The sequence below is a fragment of the Blautia parvula genome, assembly GCF_020215665.1.
In the GTDB taxonomy this organism is placed as follows: Bacteria; Bacillota; Clostridia; order Lachnospirales; family Lachnospiraceae; genus Blautia; species Blautia celeris.
In genome coordinates, this window is the sequence record NZ_CP084061.1 from 1,034,623 (window position 1) to 1,053,062 (window position 18,440).

Annotated in this window: 19 protein-coding genes; 1 reads left to right on the forward strand and 18 read right to left on the reverse strand. The window is 48.2% G+C overall.

All coding sequences use genetic code 11. From position 1 onward, the window contains the following. Positions 1–4: 4 nt before the first annotated feature. The 5 genes from aroB to LC508_RS04960 are packed head-to-tail and all read right to left on the reverse strand — an operon-like array spanning position 5 to position 4,684. On the reverse strand, positions 5–1,096 hold the full coding sequence (aroB, locus tag LC508_RS04940) for a 3-dehydroquinate synthase (RefSeq protein WP_033142408.1): 1,092 nt from the start codon (positions 1,094–1,096) through the stop codon (positions 5–7). A 16-nt stretch (positions 1,097–1,112) separates the two neighbouring features. Beyond that, on the reverse strand, positions 1,113–1,865 hold the full coding sequence (locus LC508_RS04945) for a YlmH family RNA-binding protein (RefSeq protein ID WP_033142409.1): 753 nt from the start codon (positions 1,863–1,865) through the stop codon (positions 1,113–1,115). Positions 1,866–1,883: 18 nt separating this feature from the next. After that, entirely contained in the window at positions 1,884–2,480 is a 597-nt protein-coding gene (locus LC508_RS04950; protein ID WP_033142410.1) for a cell division protein SepF, read from the reverse strand. A gap of 16 nt (positions 2,481–2,496) precedes the next feature. Next, positions 2,497–3,192, reverse strand: coding sequence for a YggS family pyridoxal phosphate-dependent enzyme (locus LC508_RS04955; protein ID WP_033142411.1), 696 nt, complete (start codon positions 3,190–3,192; stop codon positions 2,497–2,499). Positions 3,193–3,205: 13 nt separating this feature from the next. Then, on the reverse strand, positions 3,206–4,684 hold the full coding sequence (locus tag LC508_RS04960; protein WP_103732764.1) for an HlyD family efflux transporter periplasmic adaptor subunit: 1,479 nt from the start codon (positions 4,682–4,684) through the stop codon (positions 3,206–3,208). Between the two features lie 131 nt (positions 4,685–4,815). Here LC508_RS04960 and LC508_RS04965 point away from each other — a divergent pair, with 131 nt between their 5' ends. Further along, entirely contained in the window at positions 4,816–5,028 is a 213-nt protein-coding gene (locus tag LC508_RS04965; RefSeq protein ID WP_033142413.1) for a DUF378 domain-containing protein, read from the forward strand. 79 nt (positions 5,029–5,107) lie between these two features. Here the strand turns inward: LC508_RS04965 and LC508_RS04970 are convergent, their stop codons facing one another. The 13 genes from LC508_RS04970 to LC508_RS05030 all read right to left on the reverse strand — a co-directional run bounded on the left by LC508_RS04970 (position 5,108) and on the right by LC508_RS05030 (position 18,440). After that, positions 5,108–5,533, reverse strand: coding sequence for a hypothetical protein (locus LC508_RS04970; protein WP_033142414.1), 426 nt, complete (start codon positions 5,531–5,533; stop codon positions 5,108–5,110). Positions 5,534–5,674: 141 nt separating this feature from the next. Next, positions 5,675–6,724: a D-alanyl-D-alanine carboxypeptidase family protein gene (locus tag LC508_RS04975; RefSeq protein WP_033142415.1), complete on the reverse strand. Its 1,050-nt coding sequence runs from the start codon at positions 6,722–6,724 to the stop codon at positions 5,675–5,677. Beyond that, positions 6,708–7,103 carry a methylglyoxal synthase gene (locus LC508_RS04980; RefSeq protein ID WP_225305321.1) on the reverse strand — a complete coding sequence of 132 codons (396 nt, stop codon included), beginning with the start codon at positions 7,101–7,103 and terminating at the stop codon, positions 6,708–6,710. The genes LC508_RS04975 and LC508_RS04980 overlap by 17 nt, the downstream gene beginning before the upstream one ends. After that, complete coding sequence (locus LC508_RS04985; RefSeq protein WP_033142417.1) at positions 7,100–8,230, reverse strand: FtsW/RodA/SpoVE family cell cycle protein; 1,131 nt, start codon at positions 8,228–8,230, stop codon at positions 7,100–7,102. The genes LC508_RS04980 and LC508_RS04985 overlap by 4 nt, the downstream gene beginning before the upstream one ends. Positions 8,231–8,273: 43 nt before the next feature. Next, positions 8,274–8,525, reverse strand: a complete 252-nt coding sequence (gene minE, locus LC508_RS04990) for a cell division topological specificity factor MinE (protein ID WP_033142418.1) — start codon at positions 8,523–8,525, stop codon at positions 8,274–8,276. A gap of 23 nt (positions 8,526–8,548) precedes the next feature. Further along, the gene (gene minD, locus LC508_RS04995) at positions 8,549–9,337 is read right to left on the reverse strand and encodes a septum site-determining protein MinD (protein ID WP_033142419.1); all 789 of its coding nucleotides are present in this window, start codon (positions 9,335–9,337) and stop codon (positions 8,549–8,551) included. A 120-nt stretch (positions 9,338–9,457) separates the two neighbouring features. Beyond that, positions 9,458–12,352 (reverse strand): penicillin-binding transpeptidase domain-containing protein, encoded by a 2,895-nt coding sequence (locus LC508_RS05000; RefSeq protein WP_033142420.1) that lies wholly within the window; start codon positions 12,350–12,352, stop codon positions 9,458–9,460. Next, complete coding sequence (gene mreD, locus LC508_RS05005) at positions 12,337–12,870, reverse strand: rod shape-determining protein MreD (RefSeq protein WP_081960454.1); 534 nt, start codon at positions 12,868–12,870, stop codon at positions 12,337–12,339. Before mreD ends, LC508_RS05000 begins: the two co-directional genes overlap by 16 nt. Next, positions 12,871–13,728 carry a rod shape-determining protein MreC gene (gene mreC, locus LC508_RS05010; protein ID WP_033142445.1) on the reverse strand — a complete coding sequence of 286 codons (858 nt, stop codon included), beginning with the start codon at positions 13,726–13,728 and terminating at the stop codon, positions 12,871–12,873. Positions 13,729–13,787: 59 nt separating this feature from the next. Next, the gene (locus tag LC508_RS05015; protein WP_054353440.1) at positions 13,788–14,777 is read right to left on the reverse strand and encodes a rod shape-determining protein; all 990 of its coding nucleotides are present in this window, start codon (positions 14,775–14,777) and stop codon (positions 13,788–13,790) included. A 61-nt stretch (positions 14,778–14,838) separates the two neighbouring features. Next, entirely contained in the window at positions 14,839–15,537 is a 699-nt protein-coding gene (radC, locus tag LC508_RS05020) for a RadC family protein (protein ID WP_033142422.1), read from the reverse strand. Positions 15,538–15,632: 95 nt separating this feature from the next. Beyond that, entirely contained in the window at positions 15,633–17,225 is a 1,593-nt protein-coding gene (locus tag LC508_RS05025; RefSeq protein ID WP_118594110.1) for an NAD(P)/FAD-dependent oxidoreductase, read from the reverse strand. A gap of 15 nt (positions 17,226–17,240) precedes the next feature. Further along, positions 17,241–18,440, reverse strand: a complete 1,200-nt coding sequence (locus tag LC508_RS05030; RefSeq protein ID WP_033142424.1) for a BaiN/RdsA family NAD(P)/FAD-dependent oxidoreductase — start codon at positions 18,438–18,440, stop codon at positions 17,241–17,243.

Consider the following 18,440-nt stretch of genomic DNA (forward strand, 5'->3'; position numbering starts at 1 on the left):
GCGGCTACTCCAGTATTTCCCGGATAGCGGTGAGCAGTTCTTCATCTGTCACGGTCTTATCCACCACCGCGTATCCCGGTTCTTTCATAAGAATGAATTTGATCCTGCCCTGTTCCATTTTTTTATCGGACTTTGTGACGCTTAATACTTCCTCTGCGCGCAGCCCGTCTGTGGAAACAGGCAGGCCAAAAGCCTCCAGAAGCTGCTTTACATTTTCATACTCCTCCACTGTGATCATGCCGCGCCGCATGGATAAGTATGCGGAGGCCACCGTGCCGACTGCCACGCACTGACCGTGGAGCAGGCGGAAATCCTTTAGCTTTTCAACTGCATGGCCAACTGTATGGCCCATATTCAGAACAGCCCGTTCTCCCTGTTCTGTGGGGTCATTTTCAACCACAGTCTTTTTGATGACACAGCTTCTGCAGATCATCTCGGAAAGGGTATCCGTGTCAAGGGCAAGTATTTTGGCACGGTTTTCATACAGCCAACGGGAATAGGAGGCGTCACGGATAAATCCATGTTTCACAACCTCCCCCATACCGCAGGAAAACTGCTCCAGGGGCAGCGTGCACAATGTGCTCACATTCATATATACCATGCGGGGCTGATGGAACGCACCCACCATATTTTTGTATTTTAAGAAATCCACACCTGTCTTGCCGCCGATACTGCTGTCCACCTGGGCCAGAAGTGTGGTGGGTACCTGAATAAAGTCAATTCCCCGCAGATAGGTAGCCGCCGCAAATCCGGTCATATCACCTACCACACCGCCCCCGAGGGCAACCAGAAAATCCTTCCGGTCAAAGTGCATTTCGATCAAATGCTGGTATATCCCCTGGACCTGTTCCAGTGTCTTATTCTCCTCCCCGGCGGGAAGCACATGGGAAGTCACAAAGCAGGCACACCGTTCCAGCTCTTTTTTCACGGTATTTAAATACAGCGGAGCAACCGTGCTGTCCGTCACAATGCAGAATTTTCTCCCGGAGAATTCCAGTCTCTTAAGCTGCGCGGATAAATCCGAAAAATCCTTGCGGAATATAATGGGATAGGAAAAATCCCCGTCTCTTCTAACCTGTAATATGTCTGCTGTCATTCTTTTCACTCCTGTCTTAACAATATCTGGCCAGGCTTATATGATACCTGTTCTTTTTTGTGATGCCTCCTACTTCCTCAAAACGGAATTTTCCTCTGCCGCGCACAGACACAATATCCCCTTCCTTCAGGTTATATCCGTTGGAGAGGATGTTTTTTCCGTTCACAAATACCTTTCCCCCTTCGATCAGAGAGATGATACTGCTTCTGGAAGTGGAAAATGCCAGTGCGATGACACTGTCCAGCCTCACAGAGGAAACCGTACCGGAAACTTTTTCTGTTTTCAGGACAGGCACATCCTCCAGCGCATCAAGAAGCTTTGGCACTACGTTCGTATGGCGGACGCGGCACAATTCCTGCATGAGAAACGGCGCCATGTTCTCATGGCAGAAGACATGGGCTGTCTTCCCGTCCACCAGGATATCCCCGATCTTGCTTCTCTCAATACCCAGGTTTAATATGGCTCCCAGATAATCCCTGTGCGTCAGGCTCTCTGCGAATTTCTCCGCCGCAGGCCGGATCTGGATGCAGGAGATGGGATAATCCTGCTGAAAGAAAAGAGCATCAGGGATGAATGCTGCCATCTGACGCTCTGCCAATGCATAGCCTCCGAAGGTCTCCACTTTGACCCCTGATTCATTCTTTGGCAGGCTGTGCAACATATGCAATTCATTTAAGTCCAGAAAATCAGAGAAAGTAAGAACACCGCGGTAATAGGCATTCTTACTTAACTCTTTCATACGTTTTTCAAATAAAACTTCTTTTTCCATGGTTTGTCCACTCTGTCCTTAATATTCGGTCCGTATGGACGGGATGTCAAAAGCACCGCTTAATATCTGCTGATAGTCTCCTGTAATGTCCACGCTTGCCGGTGTCAGAATAAATATGTAGCTGGACACTTTCTGCAGGCTTCCGCCTATGGAATAGCAGGAACCTGAAGTAAAATCAATGATCCTCTGTGCAACTTCCATATCCAGGCCTTCCAGGTTCAGGATAACGGTGCAGTTGGCGATCAGTGTATCTGCAATCTCTCTGGTATCTTCCATATTGGTGGGCTTGATCACGCAGACTTCCATCGCGCTGCCTGTTCTTTTTACCTGACGCATCGGGGTAACCTTGGAGGAGGAAGCGGAAGCTGAAGATGGGGACTTGACCGTCTTTTGCGGTTTGGCTGTCTTGGCAGCTTTGGGAGCAGGCTGTTTCTCCGCTCTTCTGCGCGGTTCGTAGTCATCTAAGTCGTCATCATCTTCCTCTAATTTTTTGAAGAAACGTCTCTTGGGTTTTTCGTCATCGAAGTCGTCATCGAACTCATCATCCAGAAATTCGTCATCGTCGTAATCGTCGTTCACTTTGATTGCATCTAAAAACTTATCTAAAACACCCATGATAAAATCTCCAATCTTATTTGCTATAATCTCTTTCTCCGAAGATGCCGGTTCCTACACGGACCATGGTGGCACCCTCTTCAATGGCAACCTCATAATCACCAGTCATGCCCATGCTGAGCACGGCCATAGTAACATTATTAAATTTTTTCTCTTCAATGTCAACACTTAATTTTCTTAAATTTCTAAAAACTTCCCTGTTTTCTTCAGCATTTTCAACAAATGGTGCGATGGTCATCAGGCCCTTCACCGAAATATTCGGAAGTTTTGAAATGGCCTCTGCCAGTGCTGCCGTCTCTTCCGGGCGTACACCGAATTTGCTGTCCTCACCGGCCACATTGACCTCAATGAGAATATTGGCTGTGACATTTTTCTTTCCGGCTTCCTGGCTGATTGCCTCTGCCAGGCGCAGGGAATCCACGGAGTGGATCAGAAAGGCTTTGTCCACAATGTATTTTACTTTATTTCTCTGCAGATGCCCGATCATGTGCCAGCGGATATGGGAGGGAAGTGCCTCCTCCTTGGCGGTCAGCTCCTGTACCTTATTCTCGCCGAAATCCACTACGCCCAGAGGGAGAAGCTCCTCTATCATGGACATGGGTTTTGTCTTGCTCACTGCGATCAGGGTAACCTCATCCCGGCTCCTTCCGGCACGCCGGCAGGCTTCTTTTACTTTTTCTTCCACTGCAAGATAATTTTCACATACACTCATGTTTCATCTCTCCTTACTTTCCTGTCAGTATATCTTCTTCTTTTACGCTCTCTCCGTCCTCCACAATTCTGTCAAAGGCTTCCAGACCGTAAGAAGTGTTGGTTTTTACAATACAGTATTCTTCATTCTGGTCAATGATATCAATCTGCCGGAACACCGCGTATCCTTTGTTCATGCTGTAGACGCCCTCCAGATAATCAATCTCACCGACCACAAAGGTTTCCTCTGTTTCCGGCTTACGGAGTACGTCCCCGTCCTTAAAGGTCTGCTTGTCCACATAACAATAACCGTCCTTGGAGCCGGTGTCATCGGTGTTTTCGGATACCTCTGTATCCTGACTCTCTTCCGCTGTATTTTTATAAATCGTGGCTGATACAAACTCTGTTGTCTTTTCGCCGCCCTTGGTGACTGTCTCCCGGAGAAATCCGGCGGAATCCTCGTTGCCGCCTTTCGTCAGAAAAGAAGAGGGAATCATATAGAATTCTTTGGTGACAATAGAGCTCATGGGTATTTTTAAACCGCTCTGGGTGTTGATGACCAGTTCTATCTTCAGAAACCGGTCAGCAGCATAGCGCACCATGCCGTTTTTCAGGGCGATCTTCGCCACTTTTTGGCTTCCCACATTCATTATGGAGAGCTGTCCTGTCTGTGTCTCGCCGTCCTTTAAAAACTTCACTTTGATGCTGCTGCGGTCTGCAAGCTTGGCAGCCAGTTTATCGGAGAGAGGGACCATAAGGGTCCAGTTATCATCCCGGATCAGTTTATAGACCGGGTCTCCGGCCTTGATCTCTTCGTCTGTGAGAAGGTCATTTTTCTCGTAGGCTTTCTGGCTGAAATCTTCCTCCGTCAGATCCTCCACGGTCTTTCCCTCATACCCGTCTGTGGAATACACCACAAGACCGGCATTCGGCGCTGTATGTACCACCTGGTTTCCAAAAGTCTTGGACCCCTGGATGACAGTTACGCCGCTCTCCTCTTCGTCATCCTCCACAGCGTCAGCCGGCGCTTTCTGGGAAGATAATGCCTGTTGGAAGATAAGACCCTGCATCTCATATTTGAAGCTGTAGGTATCGTAGAAATCCGTACCGCTGAAGTTGTTGGAAAAATCCGCGATCCCAGCGCGTACTTCCTCCAACTGGTCTTTGGACAGTGTGATGTCAGCCTTGACATTTTTGGTATCACTCAGAGCATAGACATTGCCGTTCTTGCGTACTTTCATTCCCTCCCTGGCATAGTAGCGCACATATCCGGGGCTTTCCGCAGTGACGATCTCCTCATCTCTGACAGCTAAGGCTGTGCTGACCGGGTTCCTGGACAAGGGTCCGGCTGTCACCTGATAGGAAGTGACATGGGTGGAGGTGATATAGAGCAGAACCGTTATCAGCATATAAATGAACAGTGCCCCGAAAAGCAGTGTGGCGATATTAAAAGTAAAAATCTTTTTTATGATTTTCAGCAGGTTTTTTATGAATGTCAATATTTTTTCTCTCAATTGGAATGAAAATCTCCTTTCATTATCGTTTTCCATTTTAACATTTTCAGCATTTAAGTACAATAGCCAATTTTATTGTATAAAAATTATAAATAATGCAGAAAATAGAAAAAGATAAAGGAGGAATTATCATGAAATCAAATGGATTAGATTATACCGCATTGGTTATTACCGTTATCGGTGCCCTCAACTGGGGATTAATCGGACTGTTCCGTTTTAATCTGGTTACATTCCTGTTCGGAGACATGACATGGCTTTCCAGAATTGTATATGTCATCGTAGGAATCTGCGGACTCTATCTGCTGAGCCTCTTCGGAAGGATCACATCTCTGGGTGACCGCTGAGCACGCACAAAAAGAAGCCGCCGCACGCCTGGTTTTTTCAGGGTGTGCAGCGGCTTTTTGCTCTTTTGTTTTGTTTATTTTATAAGGATGTAACGATCATATGCTTTACATCTTCAGGAAGATCCTTTTCGTCTTTTGAAAGGCTGATAATAAAGGAAATCTTATAAGTCTCTGAAATCTTTTCAAGGCTGGCCATAACTTTTGAAATATTCTCCGGACAGGATTCCAGTCTGGAAATCTTCAGGAAACCATCCAGGTACATCTGCTCCAGATCATGATCCTGGGAAACAATACCGCGGATAAAACCAACGAATTCATCACTGTTCTCAATACCGTATTCCATCACATCAATCAGACGGATTTTATTATTCAGCTCATACATGTGCTTTGTACTCTTATCTAAGTAAACAACTGAGCCGTTCGCGTTCTTGACCTCAGCATTAGCCTTGTCTAGAAGAATTTTTGTCTTTCCTTTACCTTTTTCACCTACAATTAACTGAACCATCGCATTTTCCTCCTTAGCCGCACGTAATATGTATATTTACTAAAAACGTGGTTATCTTGGAATTAATTATAGTGCATTTCGTTCAAAAATACAATGGTAAAATAAAAAATTTCTGCTATTTTTTGAAATTTCATTTTTTCTTCAGGAACGGTTCACTTTCTCCAGAAGCTGGTTCATTCGCTCATACAAAACAGGTTTGTTTTCTGCATCCAGAACGATGGACACATATGGTTCCCCATAGTTATTCTGTACCATTAAAGCCAGGCAGGCGCCTGCTTTTCCCGTGGTACCGGTCTTGCCGCCCAGGATGGTAACGCCCTTTGGTGCGCTGGACTCGCCTGTCAGATACTGGTCTGTGGCATCCAGCCACTTCTGCATGGCAGTTCCGTCCGCTGCTTTGTAATTAATGGTATAATTGCTTAACTGGGTGATATCTGTGAACTCCTGATGTTTCATGGCTTCATTTAACATCAGATAAATGTCGTAGACCGTGGTGTAATGGTCATCATCGTGAAGACCGTGTGGGTTCACAAAATGTGTTCCCGTCATACCGAGACGCTGGGCCTCCTCATTCATCATATCCACAAAGCTTTCCACACTGCCGCCTACGGTTCTGGCAATAGCCATGGCCGCGTCATTGGCGGAATAGACAAGAAGCGCATGGAAGAGCTGGTCCATGGATATCTGGTCTCCCTCCAAAAGCCCGCAGACCTGGGAATCTGCCTCAAGCTGGACGTCCTGTGCCTGAATGGTCACAACCTCATCCATGTTGGCCTTATCAAGAGCTACCAGTGCTGTCATGATCTTGGTGATACTGGCCGGATAGGATTTCTCATACAGAGATTTTGAAAAAAGCAGTTTTTTATCTTTGATGTCAAAGAGCGCTGCCCTCTCCTCCCCCTGAGTCTCGATCCCTTCCAGAGGTGTGTCACCTGCGCCCACGCACAAATCCGCTGCCACGCCTTCCGCCACCAGGGAATCCTCGCCTATGGTCTGACCGAATACTTCGGTGGTCAGCTTAAAAGCCATGGGTGCATCCACCGCCTGTTTTCCCTTCAGCATGAAAATCCCCAGGACACCTGCAAGAAGCAGGATGACGAAAAACATACTGAGAAACAGGGTGCGTCTGATCTTACGTTTTCTCTGTGCTTTTTTGGAAAGCCTTTTTTTCGGTTTATTTGTACATTTCACGCCAGTCTAACTCTCCTCTGTCAAGTGATTTGATCATCATTTCTGCTGTTGCAAGATTGGTTGCCAGCGGGATATTATGTGTATCACACAGATGAAAAATCCGTTTTACATCCGGATCATGCTTCTGCAGTGCCAGCGGCTCACGCAGATAAATGATAAGGTCCATCTGGTTCTGCTCGATCAAAGCGCCCATCTGCTGTTCACCACCCAGGTGTCCGGCCAGGAATTTGTGTACTGTTAGATTGGAAGCCTCCTCAATGAGCCTGCCTGTTGTGCCGGTGGCGTACAGGTCATTTTTTGACAGGACGCTCCTGTAGGCAATGCAGAAGTTCTGCATTAATTTTTTCTTAGAGTTGTGTGCGATTAATCCGATGTTCACGATTTTTCTACCTCCCTGTAGGTTCTGTTTTTCTGAAGACTGACATTTAACACCAGTCCCATACCGATATAAAGGCTTACCATGGAAGAAAGCCCATAGCTGACAAAGGGAAGCGGCGTACCTGTGTTGGGGCCAAGTCCCGTTGCCACGCAGATGTTGATAAAGCTCTGTACTGCTATTATGGAAGCCATACCGTAGCATATAAGGCTGCCGGATAGATCCTTGGCCCTCCTGCCCGTCCTCATACATTCAAAGATGATCAAAAACATAAGCAGCAGCAGCGCCGTACAGCCCAGAAATCCCAGTTCCTCACCCGCAACGGAAAAGATAAAGTCTGTCTGGCTCTCCGATACAAAGTTTCCCTTGTTGGCAGTTGCCACCTCATTGTTGTTTAATCCTTTTCCTGTCAGTTTTCCGGAACCGATGGCCATGATGGAATTCTGCTGCTGGAGGACATCGTCGGAATACTCCTCCTCCTCCGGATACAAAAATGTCATGATTCGGTCTCTCTGGTAATCTTTTATGAGCTTCTGGTCCGGCTGTATGACGATGAACAGAAATACAACCACCAGAGGTATGGCGATCAGCAGCGCCCCGCCTATAATTTTATAACTCAGTCCTGCGAGATACAGCAGTATACAGAAAAGTATAGCAATTGTGATGGTATTTTTCAAGTCCGGCTGGTTATAAATCAGAAGCAGAGGTATGGCGATCAGCACCACTGTCTTCAATATTGTCTTAAATGTATTCAAATCTTCCTCGTGTTCCATTAAGTAGCGTGCGAGAAACAGAATGATGATGATCTTCGACAGCTCTGTGGGCTGGAACTGGAAACTTCCGATACTCAGCCATCTGGCGGCACCTTTTGATTCCGTACCGAACAGCCGTACCAGAAGAAGCATGAGGATATTGCCCACATACATGATCCAGTAAAAGTTCAGGATCCAGCTGAAATCCATCAGGGATATGATCACCATGACGATAAACCCCAGCATCATACCGAAGAACTGCTTTTTCTGCAGATCCGGTTCCGCACTTCCTACCAGCAGCACTCCCATAAAGGTGAGCACAACCAGAAACAGCACCAGTCTGAAATTATAGTCGCGTAGTTTATATTGTTTAATCATGAAAACACCTAGTTTTATCCTTAAAGTCCTTTTTTACCTGTTCCTAAAAACCGGGATAGGATTCCTGTATATCTGCTTTCAGAGGAATCTTTGCCAAAACGGTGGTGGTATCCTTCAGATAACGGATTTCCACTTTCTGTTCCTGTACGGTGAAATATCTGCTCACTGCACGGATCATATCGTTTTGAAGCATGGTCATCATTTGTGGAGAACAATCCAGCCTCTCGGATACGAGGAGAAGCTTCAGCCGGTCTTTTGCTACATGACCGGAACGTTTATTCCGAAAATGAATCAACACGCAGGCCCTCCCTTACCTTATTATTTTTTAAAGATACCGGACAGCCTTTTGAATACACCCTGCTTTGCCTGGAAATTCAGGAAAGGTACATCCTCTCCCGCTATCCTGCGGCAGATGTTCAAAAATGCCTGTCCTGACATGGAATCCTGCCCGCAGAGAGGTTCCCCCTGATTCGTGGCAATGACCACAGCCTCGTCATCCGGGATCGCGCCCAGAAGCTCCACTGCCAGAATCTCCGTGACATCTTCCACGGACATCATCTCCCCGCGTCTTATCATATCCATGCGCAGACGGTTGATGATAAGCTGTACTCTTGGCATTTCATTTGCCTGGAGAAGCCCGATGATACGGTCAGCATCACGGATGGCGGAGACTTCCGGTGTGGTTACCACAATGGCCCGGTTCGCCCCTGCAATGGCGTTTTTGAAGCCCTGTTCAATACCTGCAGGGCAGTCCAGCAGAATATAGTCAAATTCTTCTGACAGATCATCTGTCAGCTTAATCATCTGTTCAGGCGTGATAGCTGTCTTGTCTCTGGTCTGGGCCGAGGGCAGAAGGCAGAGATTGTCACACTGTTTGTCCCGGATGAGCGCCTGCTTCATACGGCAGCTCCCCTCAATGACATCGATCAGGTTATAGACAATCCTGTTCTCAAGCCCCAGAACCACATCCAGGTTCCGAAGCCCGATGTCTGTGTCCACCACGACAACCTTTTTGTTGAGCTTTGCAAGTCCAAGGCCCAGATTTGCCGTAACGGTGGTTTTTCCGACCCCGCCTTTTCCGGAAGTCACTACAATAATTTCACTCATATCCTATCCTCCTAAATCCTTTTTGAAACCGCGCAACAGTTCAGACAAGCTGAACCGCTGCGAAACTGCGGTATTAACCGCCTTTACTTTTCATGCGTATTTTCAAGACTCAAAAAAGGTTTAGTCTGTCTGCTGTGTACTTCCGCCTGCGGATGCCGTTCCGGTCACGATCGCATCTTTATCCACAAGATTGTACTTATAGCTGATTACATCTTTTGCTACTGCTGCCGCATTGGTGGAACTGTAACCATTGGCAATGCGGACTGCCATGGCGATCTCCGGATTGTCCGATGGAGCAAATCCGATGAAAAGTCCGTGGCTGGGCCGGGTCGTAACCTCCTGGGCGGTACCGGTCTTACCGGATACCGGGTAATCAAAATCCTGGAAGGCATCATTGTTTTCTACTACTTCCCGCATTCCTGCGTGGATGATATCCCATTCATTATTGGGAATATCCATAGTAGCCTTCAGCTCCGGTGTGTAGTCTTCGATGAGGTTTCCTTTGGAGTCTGTAACTTTATCAAGAAGGGACAACGAATAAATGTTTCCCCGGCTTGCGATTGTGGTGGCGTAGCGCGCCAGCTGTGAGGTTGTGTAGTTGTTGGTACCCTGTCCGATGGCAGATGCCACGGCAGCCTCGTCTGTGATCTGCGGTTCGGCTTCTGTGATCTCAAGGCCCGATTTCTGGTCAAGCTGGAACAGTTCTGCATATTTGCGGAGCTTTTCAAGTCCCAGAGAATCCGAGAAATTCCCGTCGGAGTCCGTGCCCAGGTCATAGACCACCTGGTTAAAGAAGGTATTACAGGAATTCTTGATGGCCCCCTGTATTCCCAGATAGCCGTGTCCTGTATGCAGCCAGCACTTGATGGGCGGCGTAACTTTTGTAAATTCACCGGTACAGGTCACACCATAATTATCGTCCACAAGTCCCTCTTCCATTCCTGCTACTGCCGTCACAATTTTAAATGTGGAACCGGGTGCAGTCTTCTGCTGTGTGGCCTTATTAAAGAAGGGCCTTGAAAGGTCAAGGGAAAGCTTCGCGTAATAATCTACATCCATCTGATTGGCCAGACGGTTATTGTCATATCCGGGATAGGTGACACAGGCCAGCACTTCCCCGGAATTTACATCTGTCATCACAAGAGAGCCGGAGCAGGGATCAAGGGCCAGCTGTGCCGGCGTGATCTCCAGACTGCTGATCTTCTCCTTCAGAAAATCATAGGATTTCTTCTGTCCGGAGGCAAGGGCGTTATAGGTCTCCTCGTCAGCCTCAAGAATTCCCTGGTCAAAGAGAACCAGACAGAGCTGGTTTCCGGATATGGTATCCGACAGGATCATGTATTTATATATGATCTTGGAGAATTCCGAATCATTTGTCAGGGACTCTGTCAGATATTCGGAAAGTGCATTATACACTTCTGTGGAATCCAGATAATCTCCCTCCGCGTAGAACTGGGAGATATCGATCCAGTTCTGGCTTGCCGCGTAAGTCAGAAATTCTTTTAAGCTGATGGAACTGTCTTTTGTCCATGCGATATAGGTCGGGTCCGAAGCATCTATGGCGTCCAGAGAGAGGATTCCCTTTTTGTTCATAAGGAAATCGTTGACAATATAACTCTGATACTCCTGCATTTCTTTTGGAAGGTCCTTATAGGCCTCCGGTGCAGCAGCGGTCAGCTCCTGCCGGATGGATTCAAAGACCTCTGCCTGTTTCTGGGTGAACAGGCCGTAGATGGTCTGCTCAGTCTCAGAGGCATCTTCTTCCTTAAAGTGACTGGTATCTATGACGCTGTTGCCGATCAGGGCATTATATACATCATAGATCGGTGTCCGGATGTTGCTGGTATCATTGTTGGTGGAATCCTGGTCGAACTCCTTAGCCATAATAATATTATCGGAAAGGATACCTGCGATCTTCTGCTCCAGTACATGATAAGCCAGCTCCTGCAGGTCCTTGTCAATGGTCAGGTAAACATCATCACCGGATACAGGCTCAATCCTGGAATCCTCATTGATCTGCAGTACTTTGCCCAGGTTGTCAACCGTTACCTGCTCCTGCCCGTCTTTTCCCTGCAGGGTGGTCTCCATGTACTGCTCAATTCCTGTTTTGCCGATCACAGCATCTGTGGAGTAGTCCGCATTATCTTTTTTTAACTCTTCCAATTCCTCTGCGGAGGCTTTGCCGGTGTATCCGATAATGGGGGCAAAATACACGCCGTCGTCATACACGCGGATGGAGTCTTCCATAATATCAACGCCCTGCAGCTTGTCCTTATTCTCCATTACCATGGCAACGGTCTCCTCGCTCACATTGGTAGCGATGGTGGCCGGCACATATTTTTTGAAGCTGTTGGCAGACAGCGCATAACGGATGCGGACAATGGCCAGGGTTTCCTCCGGGGTGAAGGATTCCGGCAGGTCATGTTTTTTCAGCTCTTCCGCTGTGTACGGGTCATCTTTATTTACAAGGCCGAAGCGCTCCGCGCTGCACAGATAATCCATGATCTTTTTGGCGGAAGCATTCAGCTGGTCTTCTTCCAGGGAATCGATCTTAGCCTGTCCGTAGACATCGGCCTTAAAACGGTTCAGTGTGAAATCCGTGGCGTCGAAGGCATATTCCCCGTTCTCATCCACCACAATGTGAAAGGAGGTGTCCAGGGACTCGCCGTTGGCCTCCAGAATCTTCATCAGGGAATAGGCCACATAATTGAGGGTCAGGTTTTTCTCCCGGTTGGAGTCATAGGTCCCGTTATCCTCCAATATAATGGAATAGGACAACTGGTTATGAGCCAGAAGCTGGCCGTTCCGGTCACGGATATTTCCGCGGGTGCTCTTGATGGTACGTGTTTTTGTGGTGCTCAGATTAAAGTTGTCGGCGTATTCGTCTCCCTCTATGATCTGTAGTTTGAAAAGATGCTGTATCAGGATGAAAAACATAAGAATGAATACCAGAAACAGCACAGTGGTACGTTTGATACAAATTTTCTTTAAAAAGTTTTTTATTTTCTTAACCAAATAGAATCTCTCTCCTTCATTTCCAGTTCTGTCAGCCGCTTGTTAATGTTAAAGAGTAACCTGTAGAGAAGAACAGTCATAAGAACCGTATAGATCATTTCCGGGATGATGATCCTTCCGAAATAATAGTAAAATTGTACGCGTCCCCGCATCAGATACTGCATCCCGTAAACCAGGCCGCCGTAAACCAGATCGCCTGCAGCCGTGAGTATGATGGGAACACGCAGCTCCTCGTCATAAAACAGCTTGCAGCAGCAGCCTGCCGCGTAGCCGATACACAGATAGACTAAGGCGTAAAAGCCCAGCAGTCCGTCCGAGAGCAGATCCTTCAGTAAGCCACAGCAAAATCCAATCCAGATGCCGTTTTTCTTTCCCCGCATAAAGCCAAAGGAAATGGTCAGAATCAACAGCAGGTTCGGCGAAATGGAGCCGATGGAAAGGGCCTTGAAAAGGGTTCCCTGAAGGATGGCACAGATCAGAATCAGAAGGAGGGTTACCACTTTCCTTTGAATTCTCATTTATGAATCTCCCTTCTGCTGTTTCAGTTCTTTGATCACAAGTACCTCCTGCAGATGTTCAAAGTCCACCGCAGGTGTCAGAGTTCCTGTCTTAGTAAGATTGTTGGGGTCTTCTTCTATCTCACTTACATATCCTATCAGAATTCCCTTCAGAAATTTGTCGCTCACTGCGGATGTAACAATTTTTTCGCCTTCCTGTATTTTATCGTCCTGGTCTTTGAGATGGATAAACTGCAGTTTGCCCTCATCGATCAGACGCATGTCACCTGAAACAATGCAGGTGTCGGAGGTGGTCATGGTCATGGCACCCACGTTGCTGGTGTCATCAATGATGGACCGAACGGTTGCCCAGTTTTTCCCCACCTCTGTGACTATGCCGACCAGTCCGCTTCCTGCAATGACATTGCAGTCTTTCTGGATGCCGTCATCGCTGCCTTTATTGATGGTAAAGGTGGAAAACCAGTTGCCGGAATTCTTGCTGATGACCTCAGCACCTACCTTGTCGTACTCGCTATACTCTTTGTCAAGGTCGTAAAGCTTTTTCAGACGGTCCAGTTCACTGATGGACTGGGTCAGGCGGCTGTTCTCAGCGGTGAGTTCATCCACCTTGCTCTGAAGCTTTTTATTCTCCTCCACCAGCTTTTTTTTATTGCGGAAGCCGGAGGTCATATCGCTTAGGGCGGTTCCTACTTTATTGATGCCGTTCTGGAAAGGTACAACGGCGTAGCTGGCTGCCTTCCTGACCGGTGCGGCCGGAAATTTTCCTGCGAAGGTGAGGAGCATCAAACTGATGCACACCAGAATCATCACAACCAGGATGTGTTTACTTTTTATGTTCCAATCATGCTTTTTTTTCATTCTATAAAACCTCAGCTTTTTATTCATGTCAGCAGAAAGTCCACGGGATGTGCTTTCTGTTATTTCACCCATTTTCTGAGAGACTTGCTTCCTATGATCTCCTTAATACCGTATATGGTGCACAGATCATAGAACCGTGACAGACAGACTTTTTGTCCTGTCTGTCTGCTGATGAACCATTCGATATCCGGAATTTTTGTAGTGCCTCCGGTGAGATTGATGCCTTCCCTGGAAATGTTCTGGCGAATCTGGGGCGGCGTCCGCTCAAGAAAAAAGCGTATTTCCTCGCAGATAGTGCCAAGAGGCTCTAAAATGGCCTCATAAACCATTCGGGAGGACACGACACCCTCCTGGGGCAGACCCGTGAGGCTGTCCACTCCCACCACTTTCCTGGCCTCTTTTTTGTCTTCTTTTAAGTAGGCCAGGGAGAATTTCAGGCGCCTGGCAGTACGGCTTCCGATATTCAGATTGCACCGGCGGCGAACCATATTTTGTATAGATTCATTTAACTGCTTACCGCCGATCTCCACAATTTTACTCAGAACCACTCTGCCCTTTTCAATGACAGAGATCTCACAGCTCTGTGCCCCGATATTTACCACCATGGAGCCTTTTGTCTTGTTGATGGGTATTCCCAGCGCTACCGCATCGGCGATGGTCTTTTCTACCATATATATCTTATTTTTTCTGCTGGAATTTCCTATTGTATAGTAGGCCCTCTTTTCTATCTCGGATAAATCCGCGGGAACTGCAAGGTACAGTGTATTTCCGAAAACCGTACCGGCGCCCGCTTTCTCCAGAAGCGAATGCAGAACCATCTCCGTATGGTTGATATCTGCAATTTTGCCGAATGTCATGGGAGTGATGACCGAGACATTTGAGGGGTTTTTTTCAAAAATCTCATAAGCATCATTGCCTGTGGCCAGAATCTGTTTTCCGTTCCGAATGGCAATCATGTTCTTTTCCGTTAAGATGGTGTCCTGCTGGCAGGAATAGATTTTCACCATACTGGTGCCTAAATCCACACCGAACGTTTTATGAAATGGCATATTGTGCTCCCCTTTATTTATGACCAAGAAAGCCCGCTGTGCGTTCTTTCTATATATCTATTTATTCAAATAAACCCTGCTCCCGGAAGCTTATGTAACGGCAGTCTCCGATAATGATGTGATCCAGAAGCGGGATGCCCAGCATTGCGCCGGCATTCTGAACTCTCTTCGTAATGTTAAGATCCGCCTTACTTGGGGTCGGGTCTCCGCTTGGATGGTTGTGTACCAGCAGGATTCCCACCGCGTGATAGGAAAGAGCGGCAAGAAAAATTTCCCGCGGGTTTACCAGGGACATATTTACAGTCCCCTTAAAAACAGTTTCTTCCCCCAGGCGATGATTTTTGCAGTCCAGCATCATACAAAGCAGCAGCTCCTGTTCCTGATGGCGGAGCTGCTCCATGTAGAAATTGGCAATGGATGCCGGATGATCAAAGGAAACACCCTTTTCTGCCACAGAGACTGCAATCCTCTTGGAAAGTTCACCGATACATTTGAGCTGTACGGCTTTCACTGTTCCGATTCCCCGTATACTTTTTAACTGCTGGAGGCTCAGCTGGTGAAGGCCGGGCAGGCCTTCTTTGTCCCGGGAAAGGTGCAGCACCTCCCCTGCAAGCTCCAGTGAGGAGCTGCCGCTTGAGCCGGAGCGCAAAAGCACTGCCAGCAGTTCTTCATCAGTCAGTGCCTGGGCTCCAAGCTTCAGACACTTTTCGTATGGCCGGTTTTCATTTGGTATTTCTTTGATTTTTCTATTGTCATTCATATGATTTTCCACATACTCTCTTCAGCATGGTATGGGCATCATAAAAAAATTTAGCAGATTTAATTGTAGCACAGATTAAAAACGATGTATATGCCTTAACAAAAATTTATCACTTTTTTCACAATTACTTCCCCAATTTTTAAGCCGTCCATGGCTGCTGAGGTGATTCCTCCCGCATATCCGGCACCCTCCCCACAGGGATAAACACCGCGGATACTGCTCTCCATCTCTGCATTTCGCTCTATGCGCACAGGGGAGGAGGTACGGCTCTCCACACCGGTGAGAATTGCGTCATCCCTGGAAAAGCCGGGGATCATGCGGTCAAAATATGTGATTCCCTCCTGCAGGGCGCTGCTGATACCGGCGGGCAGAAGTTCTCTTAGATTGGCAAAGGACCAGTCTCCTTTCAGGCAGGGCGTGACCTGTCCAAGTCCGGTACTCTTCCGGTTCTCTTTAAAATCACCGAAAAGCTGAAGGGGAATTCTGCCTCCGCCCAGACGCCAGGCGGCCCGTTCCAGCCCTCTTTGAAATTCCACGCCGGAAAGGGGGCCGGTATTTCCGTAGTCGTCAGGTGTAACGGTGACGATTATGGCACTGTTGGCGTTTTTTGAGGCGCGGTCCTGATAGCTCATGCCGTTGACGGCCAGCATCCCCTCCTCTGAGGAGGCATTGACCACATAGCCGCCGGGACACATGCAGAAGCTGTACACCCCCCGGCCTCCCGCTGCCTTGTGAGTCAGCTTGTAGGCTGCCGCTCCTAAGGTTTCATGTTCTCTGCAGCCGTACTGGTACTGGTTGATGAGCGTCTGGGGATGTTCAATGCGCAGCCCGACTGCGAAGGCTTTGGCCTGCATGGAAAATCCGCTTTTCTCCAGAAGAGAAAACGTATCCCGGGCGCTGTGCCCCACGGCGAGGACCAGTGTGGAAACAGAAAGCTGTTCTCGGTGATTGATCTCAATGCCCGTAAGCTGTCCTTTTTCTGTATGGATACCGGTCAGTGCGCTTCGGAAACGGATCTCACCGCCCAGCGCTTCGATTTTTTTTCTGAGATTTTTTACAATCGTCACCAGAAGATCCGTGCCCAGATGGGGTTTCTGCACATACAAGATTTCATCCGGTGCTCCGCATTCCACAAAGAGACGGAGGACCTCCAGGTTTCTGCCTGCAGGGTCCTTGACCAGGGTGTTCAGTTTTCCGTCAGAAAAGGTTCCCGCACCGCCCTCCCCGAACTGCACGTTGGATTCTGTATCCAAAGCTTTGCCGTCCCAGAAGGACTGTACTTTTTTCATGCGGCTGTCCACATCGTCCCCCCGTTCGATGACAAGGGGAGAAAGACCTGCACGAGCCAGATAATAGGCACAGAAAAGACCTGCCGGACCGCTGCCCACAACTACCGGGCGCTGCAGTCTGTCTCTGTTGTCCGTGTGCAGATAGGTATAGGGCACTCTTTTGGTTGACATAACAATTTTATGGTCAACTCTTTTAAGGACAGTGCTCTCTTTTTTTACCTCTGCGTCAATGGTATATACGAAAAAAAGATCCGGCTTTTTTCTGGCATCCAGGGATTGTTTCCGGATGGACCAGGAAAGAAGCTCTTCTTTTTTTATTTTCAATGTTTTTATAATCTTTTTTTCCAGTTCGTTTTCAGTGTGTGAGACCGGAAGCTTTAATTGTTGTATGGTGAGCATGTATCTACCTTTCTGTTATAAAGCGGCATGAGTGCCTGCCATGGCTGCACTGGACCAGGCCCACTGCAGGTTATATCCTCCGCAGATACCGTCTGTGTCCACCACTTCCCCCGCGAAAAAGATACCGGGATGAAGGGAAGATTCCATGGTTCCTGCGGATAACTCCTCTGTGGAAACGCCGCCGGAGCATACCTGCGCCTGCCCGAGGGAACGAGGCCCCTTGACATCCAGTTCCAGGCATTTGATTTTCTGTACCAGAGATGCTGTGTCAGTCTTGTCATCCTGAGTCAGCACATCAATGAGTTTTTTCGGAAAAAGTCCCACAAGGCTTTCCTTCAAAGTCTTGTAGGGGCAGTTATCCATACGGGTTTTCAGAAATGCCTCCAGGGCTTCCTCTGTGAAATCCGGCATAAAGTCAAGCAAAAGCCGTACGGGCACACCCTCATCCAGAAGCCGCACCGCATAGCCGCTCAGCTGGAAGACCGGGATTCCGGAGACGCCGTATTCTGTGAGCTGCAGCTCGCCTCTCTCCTCCCGGAAAATCCGGCGGTCAACGGCAAGGGAGACGCAGCCCTCTGCGCGGACGCCTGCCCACTTTTTAAAGAAGCTGCCTTTGCAGACCAGAGGCACCAGTGCGGGGAGCGGTTTTATAAGCGTATGGCCCAGCTTTTTTGCAAGCTCGTACCCGAAAGTACAGGAGCCTGCAATCTCAGATGCCGGTGAACCGCAGGCGATGATCACACTGTCGGCGGGATACTGCCAGGACGCGGTTTTGACCAGCCATCTGCCCTGCTCCCGGTCCGGGCATGCACAGATATCTGTTACCTGTTCTCTGCATTTGATCTTCACCTTCAGATAACGGGCCTCCGCTTCCAGAACCTCCAGCACACTGGATGCCTGCAGACTCGCGGGGTAAAGGTAGCCGTCACGGTTCCTGGTGTAGATACCCAGCTTGGAAAAAAAGGCCACTGTCTGCTGCATGGGAAACTGCTGTATGACCTCCCAGGCAAATTCCGGGTGCCTGCCGTGGTAGCAGGAGGGGTGCTGGTAAGTGTTTGTCAAATTGCATCTGCCGTTTCCTGTGGCCAGAAGTTTTCTTCCCGGCTTTTCATTTTGTTCCAGCAGAATAACGGATGCGTGGTTTCTGGCGGCGAAGATGGCGCTTACCAGTCCGGCAGCGCCTCCGCCGATGATGCAGACAGTTTTTTTCTCCAT